The sequence below is a fragment of the Alkalihalophilus pseudofirmus OF4 genome (assembly GCF_000005825.2).
Lineage (GTDB): Bacteria > Bacillota > Bacilli > Bacillales > Bacillaceae_D > Alkalihalophilus > Alkalihalophilus pseudofirmus.
In genome coordinates this window covers 1,406,057-1,417,472 of record NC_013791.2, presented here as the reverse complement: position 1 = coordinate 1,417,472, position 11,416 = coordinate 1,406,057, and the positions used below count along the sequence as shown (strand labels likewise).

15 protein-coding genes are annotated in these 11,416 nt (G+C 40.9%); 1 reads left to right on the top strand and 14 read right to left on the bottom strand.

Going from position 1 to position 11,416, the window contains the following annotated elements; all coding sequences use genetic code 11:
* Position 1: 1 nt before the first annotated feature.
* The 7 genes from ccsB to BPOF4_RS07110 form a co-directional block, all read right to left on the bottom strand.
* The gene (ccsB, locus tag BPOF4_RS07140; RefSeq protein ID WP_012958422.1) at positions 2 to 1,189 is read right to left on the bottom strand and encodes a c-type cytochrome biogenesis protein CcsB; all 1,188 of its coding nucleotides are present in this window, start codon (positions 1,187 to 1,189) and stop codon (positions 2 to 4) included.
* 28 nt (positions 1,190 to 1,217) lie between these two features.
* Complete coding sequence (gene resB, locus BPOF4_RS07135) at positions 1,218 to 2,930, bottom strand: cytochrome c biogenesis protein ResB (protein ID WP_012958421.1); 1,713 nt, start codon at positions 2,928 to 2,930, stop codon at positions 1,218 to 1,220.
* Between the two features lie 48 nt (positions 2,931 to 2,978).
* Positions 2,979 to 3,512, bottom strand: a complete 534-nt coding sequence (resA, locus tag BPOF4_RS07130) for a thiol-disulfide oxidoreductase ResA (protein ID WP_012958420.1) — start codon at positions 3,510 to 3,512, stop codon at positions 2,979 to 2,981.
* An 83-nt stretch (positions 3,513 to 3,595) separates the two neighbouring features.
* The gene (locus tag BPOF4_RS07125) at positions 3,596 to 4,324 is read right to left on the bottom strand and encodes a pseudouridine synthase (RefSeq protein WP_012958419.1); all 729 of its coding nucleotides are present in this window, start codon (positions 4,322 to 4,324) and stop codon (positions 3,596 to 3,598) included.
* A 160-nt stretch (positions 4,325 to 4,484) separates the two neighbouring features.
* Complete coding sequence (locus BPOF4_RS07120) at positions 4,485 to 5,018, bottom strand: spore maturation protein (protein ID WP_012958418.1); 534 nt, start codon at positions 5,016 to 5,018, stop codon at positions 4,485 to 4,487.
* On the bottom strand, positions 5,019 to 5,612 hold the full coding sequence (locus BPOF4_RS07115; RefSeq protein ID WP_012958417.1) for a nucleoside recognition domain-containing protein: 594 nt from the start codon (positions 5,610 to 5,612) through the stop codon (positions 5,019 to 5,021).
* Positions 5,605 to 6,753 carry a D-alanyl-D-alanine carboxypeptidase family protein gene (locus BPOF4_RS07110; protein ID WP_012958416.1) on the bottom strand — a complete coding sequence of 383 codons (1,149 nt, stop codon included), beginning with the start codon at positions 6,751 to 6,753 and terminating at the stop codon, positions 5,605 to 5,607. Before BPOF4_RS07110 ends, BPOF4_RS07115 begins: the two co-directional genes overlap by 8 nt.
* Before the next feature lie 209 nt (positions 6,754 to 6,962).
* Between BPOF4_RS07110 and BPOF4_RS07105 the strand changes: the two genes are divergently transcribed.
* Positions 6,963 to 7,679, top strand: a complete 717-nt coding sequence (locus BPOF4_RS07105) for a DUF421 domain-containing protein (protein ID WP_041822319.1) — start codon at positions 6,963 to 6,965, stop codon at positions 7,677 to 7,679.
* On the opposite strand, the gene BPOF4_RS07100 is transcribed toward BPOF4_RS07105, so the two are convergent.
* From BPOF4_RS07100 to BPOF4_RS07070, 7 genes are all read right to left on the bottom strand, one after another.
* Positions 7,676 to 8,533, bottom strand: a complete 858-nt coding sequence (locus BPOF4_RS07100) for a DUF421 domain-containing protein (RefSeq protein WP_012958414.1) — start codon at positions 8,531 to 8,533, stop codon at positions 7,676 to 7,678. The genes BPOF4_RS07105 and BPOF4_RS07100 overlap by 4 nt on opposite strands.
* An 11-nt stretch (positions 8,534 to 8,544) precedes the next feature.
* Complete coding sequence (locus BPOF4_RS07095; RefSeq protein WP_012958413.1) at positions 8,545 to 8,751, bottom strand: DUF1657 domain-containing protein; 207 nt, start codon at positions 8,749 to 8,751, stop codon at positions 8,545 to 8,547.
* Positions 8,752 to 8,761: 10 nt separating this feature from the next.
* The gene (gene spoVAE, locus BPOF4_RS07090; RefSeq protein WP_012958412.1) at positions 8,762 to 9,112 is read right to left on the bottom strand and encodes a stage V sporulation protein AE; all 351 of its coding nucleotides are present in this window, start codon (positions 9,110 to 9,112) and stop codon (positions 8,762 to 8,764) included.
* 1 nt (position 9,113) lies between these two features.
* Positions 9,114 to 10,124, bottom strand: coding sequence for a stage V sporulation protein AD (gene spoVAD, locus BPOF4_RS07085; protein WP_012958411.1), 1,011 nt, complete (start codon positions 10,122 to 10,124; stop codon positions 9,114 to 9,116).
* Between the two features lies 1 nt (position 10,125).
* Positions 10,126 to 10,605: a stage V sporulation protein AC gene (spoVAC, locus tag BPOF4_RS07080; RefSeq protein ID WP_012958410.1), complete on the bottom strand. Its 480-nt coding sequence runs from the start codon at positions 10,603 to 10,605 to the stop codon at positions 10,126 to 10,128.
* 11 nt (positions 10,606 to 10,616) lie between these two features.
* Positions 10,617 to 11,042: a YhcN/YlaJ family sporulation lipoprotein gene (locus BPOF4_RS07075; RefSeq protein WP_012958409.1), complete on the bottom strand. Its 426-nt coding sequence runs from the start codon at positions 11,040 to 11,042 to the stop codon at positions 10,617 to 10,619.
* A 95-nt stretch (positions 11,043 to 11,137) separates the two neighbouring features.
* Positions 11,138 to 11,341 (bottom strand): DUF1657 domain-containing protein, encoded by a 204-nt coding sequence (locus tag BPOF4_RS07070; RefSeq protein ID WP_012958408.1) that lies wholly within the window; start codon positions 11,339 to 11,341, stop codon positions 11,138 to 11,140.
* Positions 11,342 to 11,416 lie beyond the last annotated feature (75 nt).

Sequence of the window (11,416 nt, the reverse complement as noted above, 5' to 3'; positions counted from 1 at the left end):
CTTATGCGTATGAATGCAAGCCTGCAATGACCAAGTTAACGAAAACAAGGTTAAACATGATAATGGCAAATCCAATAACGCATAACCAAGCTGAACGTTCTCCTTGCCAGCCTCTTGACAGACGTAAGTGCAGGTACGCCGCATAGAATAAGAAGGTAACTAGAGCCCACACTTCTTTCGGGTCCCAGCCCCAGAACCTTGACCAAGCAATTTGAGCCCAGATCATGGCGAAAATAAGTCCTCCAAGAGCAAATACCGGGAATCCAATCGCGATAGCACGATAACTAACTTCATCAACCGCTTGCGGGCTTACGCCTTTAAGAAGCGGCTGGATGGCCCCGCCAATTCGTTTGCGTAATATAAGGCGCAGAGCAACATATAATACTAAACCTGCAATTAATGACCAAATCACTGTGTTCAAATCATTTGCTCTAATGATTGCCGGTGCATTAAAAAATGGTTCCATTCGATTTTCAGTGACCAGCTCTCCTTCATGTGGACCGATCAGAGCAGGAAGATTGTAGACCATCTGTGCTTCTACATCTTGTTCATTAACATAATTAAATGTTGCCTCATAATTCATCGCACTAAATAAATAGCCGATTAAAATGAAACCAACCAAACTAATTAAAGAATACATAACGAATTCAAATGCACGAGTTCGTTTGTTTGTTTTAGTAAAATCAAGCGTCCGGACTAAGTAGACTAATCCAGCTGCCATACCAATTGATAAAATCCCTTGGCCAATTGCAACTGTAATAACATGAATCGTCAGCCAGTTACTTTGCAGAGCCGGAATAAGCGGCTCTACTTCACGCGGGAAAAGTGAAGCATACGCCACAATTAACATAACAATCGGCATTGTAAACATTCCAAGTACATTGGAGCGATAGATGGCGTAAATGATCACAAATGCATACCCAATTGCGATGCCTAGGAATGTCATATATTCAAACATATTACTTACCGGAGCATGTCCTGCATGCATCCAGCGGGTGATAAAATATCCCGTAGCAAACAAGGAAGCTCCTATCGATGAAAGAAATCCGATAAAGCCCCATCTATTACCACTCATTTCTCCTGCCTTGTTACGCCACTTTCTGCCTGTTACAGAGACTGCAAAGGCAATGGTCGCAGCAAGATAGAGGAAAAAGGCAACGTATAATAAATTACCGCTTATTGCTGCCATTTTTTACCCTCCTAGCTTGTCTTAAATCTTATTTTTTACTCTCATTATCTGTATTACTGTCAATATGGTCTTTCTCTAAAGGATCATTTTCAAATGTACTATCTTTACTTTCTAAGCTCGCTTCTTTTTCTTCTACCTGATCTTTTGGAGAAGTTAAGTTCGTTTCTTTGATCGCTTCATCAATATCACGACGCAGTGTCAGCCAGTTTTTATTCGTATGACCAGCAATCCACACTTCGCCGTTAATTCGTTGAATCCATATTCTTCGATGCGCCCAGTAAGACCCTTGAATCAATCCAACCATAAAGATGACACCACCTGCAATGAGAAGTGGAAGCGTTCGGTCTTTTCTCACTCCAAGAGCCGTAACATTATTCGTTTCAACATCTAAGAACGTCATCTTGTATTGATTTTCACCAAGCGGCTCTAAGTTTTGACGAATCCCTACAAAGCTTACTTCACCCTCTGGTGTTTCAGGGGTAATCATCTCGAAAATAAAGACTGGATTATCAGGGATTTTTGAACGGGTTGATGGAACATTATCATTATTTAGGAAATAGTCAGGGAAATAATCACGAATCTTCACTTCATACCCGTCACCTAAATCATAGCTTGACTGCGGGTTATACAAATCTATGTCCATACGGCCCTGCGTTTCCCCTGTCTCTTTATTCTCAACTGTAAAACTCATCGTCTTTAATTCATTTAACTTATAATCAAGCTGATAAAAATTAAATCCATTATGACTCATCGGGAAGTTAACGCGGATTTCATGTTCAGCAACTGGTACTAGTTCTCCTAAGTCACCAACTGTATCTGCATCCTGGCGCTCGTACAAAATGGCATCTGTTTGGAAGTTGCTGACGACGGCTCCGCCGCCGCGTTGGATCGCTTCACCGAAAGTTTCATCGTCCTCATCATAAAATTCTAATAAGAATTGTTCGTTTTCAATATAATACTGGCCATCTGTGCCCGGAACAACTACTTGATCACCCTCACGGATCCATACATGCTCATCAATGTACATTCCAGGGAAGTAACGCAGCATACAGCCAATTAAGAAAACAATAAGTCCCACATGATTCACATAAGGACCCCAGCGGGAAAAGCGGCCTTTTTCTGCCACTAAGTTTCCATTTTCTTCTGAGACCTTATATTTATTATTTTCAAGGCGTTCACGGACCTTACTGAATGTCTCGTCAACCTCTTCTTTAGAAATACTTGATGTTCCATATACACGCTGCCGTTTCATGAAGTTCGCATGTCTTGTTACTCGCTGAGTTTTCAATGCGCGGTGCAGGGGAACTACTCGGTCAAGACTAGCAATAATAAGAGAAATACCAAGCCCTGCGACAAGAAGCATGTACCACCATGAACTGTATAAATTATGAAAACCTAATAAGTAATAGATTTCACCCAAATACCCATATTCTTCTGCATAGTAAATAGATGGGTTGGCAGTAGGCGGGATATACATTTCTTGAGGAAATAATGTCCCTAATGCCGAAGCTACTAATGTAAGTACAATCAGCCAAATTCCTACTTTAACAGATGAAAAGAACATCCATATTTTGTCGATAATCGTTGTTGTATATGTTTGTGAACGGCGTGCTACACCTTCATACCTCATATTTAGAAGCGTCTTTGGTTCTGAATTTTCCTCAATCGGTTTACCGCAGGATTCACAAATCTCCGTCCCAAGAGGATTCTGGTGGCCGCATTCACAGGTAACTTTCTTCATGCCTTACACCTCGATTTACCGTTCGATTTACCCTTCGATTAATTTCAATTAACTATTCGTACTTGGCTTAATAAGCTCTAAAAACTCTCTTACTTGTGAATCAGTCATTCCGCCAGTATGAACTTTTACAATTTCCCCGTGCTCATCAATTAATATTGTCGTGGGCAGTGGTGAAATGCCATAAGCATCACTAACTCTCATCCCCTTATCAATAGCAATCGGGAAAGTAAGATTCAAGCGGTTCACAAATTGATTAACCGTCAATTCAGGTTCATTCACGTTTACAGCAATAATTTCAACACCTTGTTCTTTGTACTCATCATACAAATCTTCCATGATCGGCATTTCTTTTACACAAGGCGGGCAGTAAGTACCCCAAAAGTTTAGAAATACCCCTTGTCCCCTATACTCATCAAGTTCAATCCGCTCTCCCTCTAGATCAGTTAACGCGAAATTGACCGCATCATTTCCTGCTCGTGCTACACTGTGGTCAGCTATATAGTTTGAGTAAAACGTATAGGCAAGGGCAATCGCAATCACTGCAAGTATAGAAGTTCGCATGATTAATCGTTTACGTTTCATTTTTAGTCTATCTCCCCTTTTCTACACTAATTAATAGTGATTATCACTATTATAGCGTTGTTCACACGCACAACATTTTAAGTTTATGACGGTTTCGTGACAGCTAATTCTCGCAGATGTTTCACTTCAATCGGCTTAAGAGGACGCACATCTCCAGGGTTCATACTGCGTAAATTTAAAAAGCTGTATTGCTCGCGTTTCAGCTTCATTACCGGGTGCCCGATTGCTTCAAACATACGACGGACCTGTCTATTTCTGCCTTCATGAATCGTCAATTGAACTATAGCTGTTTGTTTTTTCTTATCCATTGAGACCAGCTTAACTTTTGCAGGAGCTGTCTTTCCATCTTCAAGCACCACGCCATGCTGCAGCTTTTTCAAACTTTCGCGAGCTGGGATGCCTTTTACTTTTGCCACATACACTTTGTCAATTTTAAACTTTGGATGCATCAGCTGATTAGCAAACTCTCCATCATTTGTTAACAAAATAAGACCAGATGTATCATAATCCAAGCGTCCGATTGGAAATACTCGCTGTTCAATCTCTAAGAAATCAGTGACGACCTTACGTCCTTTTTCATCTTTGACACTAGAGATCACACCTTGTGGTTTATACATTAAATAGTAAACCGGTTCTTCTTTATCAATCGGAACTCCTTCCACTTCAATCTCGTCTTTATTAGGATTGACCTTAACTCCTAACTCCCGTACAACTTGTCCATTCACTTTTACTTTTCCTTCGGTAATCATCGTCTCTGCTTTCCGCCTTGACGTGATCCCTGCTTGTGCTATCACTTTTTGTAACCGTTCCATTCTATTCATTCACCTCATGTACCATCATACTCCCCAAACTGTTAATTCTCAAGCAGAAGCGATAACAGTTGGGGGTCGTTCAAGCTTTTGTCACCATTATCACCTAGTAAAAGGAAATTTATTGCATACAAAAAGCCTAACTAGTAAATACAGTCAGGCTCTATACACCAAATACTATGGTTACGATAATAATAGATGCTATAATTCCGACAACATCAGCGAGCAAACCGACTTTAAGGGCATCCCCCATCTTCTTGATCCCGACTGCTCCGAAATATACAGTCAGTACATATAAAGTCGTATCTGTACTTCCCTGCATGGTCGAAGCGAGTCTGCCAATAAAAGAATCTGGCCCATAGGTTGCAATAAGGTCACTCGTCATCCCTAATGCTCCTGTACCTGAAATCGGCCTGATCATTGCAAGAGGAACAATTTCTGATGGGACCCCTGCCATTTGTAAAAATGGTTTCATCAATTCAATTAAAAACTCCATCGCACCAGATGCCCGAAATACTGAAATAGCCACAAGCATTCCGACAAGGTAAGGAATAATGGATATAGCCATACCAAATCCCTCTTTAGCACCTTCCACAAATGTTTCATAAGTCGGAACTCGCTTGTAGGTTCCATAAACTAAAATGACACCAATTAAAACAGGGATAAACCAGATGGAGACGACTGTCAGTATGCTCACCTATGCTCTCCCCTTCCTTACTCTCCGGTAATAAAAATACCGATCTATTAAAATAGCACCGACTGTAGAACAAGTAGTAGCTAAAAGAGTCGTCCCTACGATTTCTGTAGGTGAAACAGAGCCATAACTCATTCTAATTGAGATGACTGTTGTTGGAATCAACGTTATGCTCGCTGTATTAATAGCAAGCAGGGTAATCATGGAACGGCTGGCAGAGTCTCTGCCTTCATTTAAATCTTTAAGCTGTTCCATCGCCTTAATTCCCATAGGAGTGGCGGCATTTCCTAAGCCAAATAAATTTGCAGTCATATTAGATAGGATATAGCCCATTGCCGGATGATTGGGAGGAACTTCAGGAAATAATCTTGCAGCCATTGGGCGCATAAGCCTTGCTAAGCCCTTCAGCATCCCAGCGACTTGTGCAATTTTCATCAGTCCAAGCCAAAATACCAATATACTTATTAACCCGATGCATATTGCCACAGCATCCTTAGCGCCAGCGAAAATGGCCTCATTCACTTCAGCCATCTTTCCATTAAATCCCGCAAAGACAATGCCGATCACAAGCATGCCCACCCAAATTTTATTAATCAATTCCTCTCACCCCAAGCGTGAGCGAGAAAATGCTAAGGAAACGCGACCAAAATCCTTGCTTCTCTACAACCTCTGGCGGGTGATAATACAGTGGAACCTGGCCAATTTTTTCTCCCGACAATGTAATGTCTACTTTTCCAACAGGATGAGGCGGCACGTATTGATCACGCTCTTCCTCTGTGGGAGGACGGTAAAGAGTAACCTTTTGTTGGACCATTTCTTTTTCAGAACCTAATAACGGATATTCAAATGTATAGGGACTGAACACATGGTCTTTGTAAAACTCATCTTTTATATCTTTAAACATCCCCTCTTCTACCAATGTTTCAAGAGAAAAGGAATCAAATGCCCAGTTAAATAGATTCATATGATCATGCCAATCGCTTGGCGCATTTAGAGTAACTACGATTAAATCAAGATCATCTTTTGAGGCTGTCGATACAAGCGTTCTTCTAGCTCTTTTCGTAAATCCGGTCTTCCCACCTGTTGAATATTCATACAGCTCCGTTAACAACCGATTTTTATTATGCCAAACGCGAATCTGATCTCCGTCTACTCTGTGGGTTTTAGCGGAAGAAATTTCCTGATAAAGCGGGCTTTCCATGGCATAACGAGTTAATAATGCCATGTCATAAGCAGACGAATAATGGTCTTCATGATCATCTAGCCCGTGAGGATTTTGAAACTGTGTTTGATTCATCCCAAGTTCTCTTGCTTTTTCATTCATCAAATAGACAAACCCTTCTAAACTGCCCCCGACATGTTCAGCTATTGCAACCGCCGCATCATTTCCGCTTCGTAACATGAGGCCGTAAACCAAATCTTCTAAAAGCATAGACTCTCCAGCTCGTAAATAAATAGAAGACCCTTCTGTCCCCTCCGCATTCGTTGAAATTTTCACCTGCTCCTGCATCTTGCCTGATTCAATTGCGAGTAAAGCTGTCATGATTTTTGTAATACTCGCGATTCTCAAAGAAGTCTGGTCATTTTTCGCATACAAGATTCTTCCTGATTCCTGCTCCATCATTATGGCTGCCTCAGCAGAAACGGAGAAATTCCTAGCTTCAACCTCAATTTGAGGAGCAATTGAAAAAGAAAGAAGAAAGAAAATAAGTCCAATTACCACCGTTTTTTTCATCATATATTATCCCCGTCCCGTCTAAGAATTATCTTAAATGCACCTGTTCGTGTTTATGATGCTGAATGACACCTATCTATCTGTAAGACAAGTTTATGCAAGACAACCATATATATGACTTGATTAACTCCTCGCATATCATGCAGAAGCTGGAACATACTAACAAATATTATCTAGAATCGTTCATATCAGTTTGTGAGAGGAGAAAAAAGATGATGTTTCAAGAACTCGCGCTTGTAACCGGGCGGATATTCACCATTCTCCCCCTCTTATTATTTATGACCTTAACGATGGGGAAACGTTCCATCGGGCAAGTACCTATATTTGACTTTTTAGTGATTGTGACACTTGCGTCTGTAACCGGTGCGGATATTGCAGATCCTACAGTGAGTCATATTCATACTGCCTATGCAATCATTGCCATTGCTTTGTTTCAAAAAGTTGTAGCATTAAAAGTGATAAGAAACCGCCCATTTGGTAAGTGGATTACATTTGAGCCGACCGTCGTTGTAAAAGATGGGAAAATGTTAGTCGATAATGTGGCTTCGATCCGTTATTCCATTGATAATGTCTTACAGATGCTTAGGCAAAAAGATGTGTTTGATATTGGAGATGTGAAATTGGCTATTATAGAAGCAAACGGGGATATCAGCGTACAACGGAAGCCAAATAAAGCTGTGCCAAGCATTGAAGATCTTGGAATTAAAAAGAAATATTCTGGAATTTCTTATCCCACTGTTATTGAAGGTGAGTTTCGTGAGGAAGTGATTGAAGAGCTCGGTATGAATAAAGAATCACTCCTTCGCCGCTTAGAGAAGATGGGAGTGATTCGAATCGATACTATTTTTTTATGCACGATAAATGATGAAGGGGACCTGCAATTAGCTTATTCGCGTAAAGACGAAGAACATGAATTAATTCAGCATTAAGAAGTGTATGGTTTCAAATCATTTATCAACTCAGTTACTTCTTTTTCACACCATTCATAGCGCTCTCTAGAACGCATATTTTCCGTATCTAGCGCAAATAACGAGAGATCTGCTTGCACTTTTTTTAAGCTTGCAGAAAGCAAAGCTAGCTCAGTCGGTTGTGGAACGGTTAATTGATCATCAAATAAATCAACTGTTAACTGCCCGTCTTTATCAACTTGAGCTAGAAATACATTTTCGACTGAAACATCGATTTTACTCAATTCCGTCTCCAGCCATTCACGGTTAAGACCTCTTGTTGCTAAAGGTTCATCCAAAATCTCTCCGTCTTTAATGACGGTTTCTGGCTGTTTTGTTTGTGCAACCTTTATTTGCAAGGCGCTTGGTGAGATCGGCTGCTTATCTGATTTTAATAATACATTTAACTCTCCATTAGATTCTAACACCGCAAACTCTACATCAGCCGTTTGAAATACATCTTTTGAGCGTAATCTTCTTAATAGTTCATCACTTGTTACATGTTGTTTTGTCATATTATCTTCAAGAATTTTCCCATCTTTAATCAATGGAATTCCTCTTCCGTAAATAAATGTACGGACCTTTGCGCTTTTTTCAACAGCATAAGCTAATCCGATTGCCAAAAGCCCCCATACAAAAAGTGCAGTAAGAACTAATCCAATCGGTGATTGAAGAGAAAACGCTCCTATGGCACCAATCACGCTCATGCCAGCTACTATGCCATATTCAAATGCTGAGCATTCACCAATAGGCTTCCGGATAAAGCCTTTGAAAAAGGCAAACAGAATAATGATGATGCCTATACTTCTTGCGACAACTTCTAGCCAGCCTGGCATTTTATCCCTCCTTAATTCCCTTTATATTGCGGCTCTTCCCGCTCTAAAAACATGACCTGCTGCTCCATTTCTTGAATGATGGTTCTTGTTTTGAGAGAAGCTTGATGATACACTTTCTCTGCTTCTTCGTCTGATGATTGCAAGGCTAATTTGGTTAAGGTAGCGTCAATACCCTTAAGCGAAAATAGAGTGCCTTTTACTTGTGCTGCTACTGACATACTAAATCACCTACCCTTTAGGTTTAAAAACGAGTGATGCGAGGAATCCAAAAATGATGGCTGCAGAGATACCGGCACTTGTCACTTCAAATATTCCTGTTATCACACCGATTAATCCATTTTGTTCAGCTTCAGCCATCGCACCGTGTACTAAGGCATTCCCAAAGCTTGTTATAGGAACTGTGGCACCAGCTCCGGCAAAATCAATTAAAGGCTCATAGAGACCAAATCCATCTAAAACTGCCCCTGTCACAACAAGAGTACTCATGGTGTGTGCCGGAGTCAGCTTCCCTACATCCATTAACAACTGTCCAACCACACATATAATACCGCCAACAATAAAGGCCCAAATAAAGATCATGTTACATTCCCCCCGCTTCAATTGAGACTGCATGTGCGATACAAGGGATCGTTTCCTTTTGTTGAAATGATAACGGGGAAAGAAGTGCTCCAGTTGCCACTATTAACATACGCTTAATTTCGCCTCGTTTCATTCTGTTAAGTAAATGCCCGTACGTTACTGAAGCAGAACACCCCGGTCCGCTTGCTCCGGCAAGAACCGGCTGTCCTTCTCGATAAATCATTAACCCACAATCTTGGAACACACCATCCTCTAGTGCGATGCCTCTCTCTTCAAGCATTTCTTTTGCAATCGGCAATCCAATCTTTCCTAAGTCACCTGTTGCTATAAGGTCATAATGATCATGTGGCAGTTCTAGATCACGAAAATGTGATTCAATCGTATCAACAGCTGCCGGAGCCATAGCACCGCCCATATTAAATGGATCTGACAACCCCATATCAATAACTTTGCCAATCGTAGCCGAGGTAACGTGCGGACCTGAACCTTCTCTTGAAATAATGGCAGCACCGGAAGCGGTAACAGTCCACTGAGCAGTTGGCGGTTTTTGTCCGCCATACTCGGTAGGATAACGGAATTGCTTTTCGGTTGCTGCATTATGACTCGTTGCTGCTGTCACTACATGATTTGCCCCGTCCCCATTCACTAGAAACGCAGCAAGCGCAAGCCCTTCCATTGACGTTGAACACGCTCCAAACATGCCTAGGTAAGGAATACAAAGCATACGGCATGCAAAACTTGATGGGGTTAATTGGTTAAGCAGATCTCCTGCCAGCATAAATTGAATATCACCATTTGTTAGCTCAGCTTTTTCAATGGCCCTGGTTACGGATTCTTCTAGAAGGACACGTTGTGCTTTCTCGTAAGAATCCTGCCCTAACCAAAGGTCCTCATGGAGGAGGTCAAAGTCGTTAGATAGCAAACCATTTGCTTCAAACGGACCTCCAACAACACCAGTTGAGGTAATCACTGGCTTATTTTCAAACACCCAAGACTGATGTCCCTTTAACATCTCACAGCCCTCCCCACTGAAGCAGCACGGTTTTTATAATTGCAATAATGAAAGCTGCAACCGTCCCAAATACGATAACTGAACCAGCCAGCTTAAACATATTACCGCCCACACCAAGAACGTAGCCTTCAGTTCTATGTTCAATAGCAGCTGATGCAACTGAGTTAGCAAAGCCTGTCACAGGCACTGCTGTACCAGCTCCTGCAAATTGAGCGAACCTGTCATATACTCCAAAACCTGTTAGTAAGACGGCGATAAAAATTAACGTGGCTACGGTCGGATTGCCTGCTGTGCGCTCAGTAAAATCAAAAAAGGTATAATACATCGTTTGTACGCCTTGTCCAAAAAAACAAATTAATCCTCCAATAAAGAAAGCTCGAATACAGTTTTTAAGAACCGGGCGCTTCAATTCGTGCTTTTGGGCAAGACGTTGATAAGCCTGCTGTGTCGGCGTCACATTTTTCATTTTACTGCTTGACATAAGCTACCCTCCTAACCCTTCATTTTTTCTTCTAGATCTTTTAGTTTGGCGTCATATCTCTTTTTACTTATAGTGCGTTGCTTCAATTCTTTCTCAAGCTTGCCAAGTTCAATAAAAATCTTTTTATCTGTAGATACGTGAACTGTGTAATCTGGAAAACGCTTTTTTACGTTTTCATGACCACGTTTTCTAATATCATTCAAATGGAATCGATCGAATTGTTTCACACGAGGGGCCAGATAAATATCCTTTTCATTGGATACACCAACTACTTCTAATACCTCTTCCATAGATAAGAGAATCTGCTTTGCCTCATCTGCTTCATGTTGAGGAACAACGGCTTCCTCACCTACTTGTAGAGGATTAATCGTCTGTGCCCTTTGACCGCATCCGCTCGCTATAAGAAGAAAAATACATATAATTAACATTCGTTTCATTTATATCACCTCATCTTCTGATAAAATACATGATGTAAGAGCTAAGTAACGTTCATTACATTACTTAGCTCAAAACTTTTCGAGGCTGCCAAAACTTACTGTTTGTATTGAGGCTCTTCTTGTTCAATTTCTTGCAAACGAGGGTTTAACCCGTCAACAATTCCTTGTGTTTGTGTAGCAAGCTGCTGAAATAATTGCTTCGCTTGCTGATTATCTGTTTCAAGAGCAAATGTTTCAAGGCTTGCTTGTGCACTTTTTAATCCAGAAATCGTCTGTTTCATTTTGTTAGCAACAGTCATTATGTCACTCCCTTTCTCTTTAACATCACTTTTAGGATGAAATAATTTACGTCATCTTATTAGATACAATTTCTG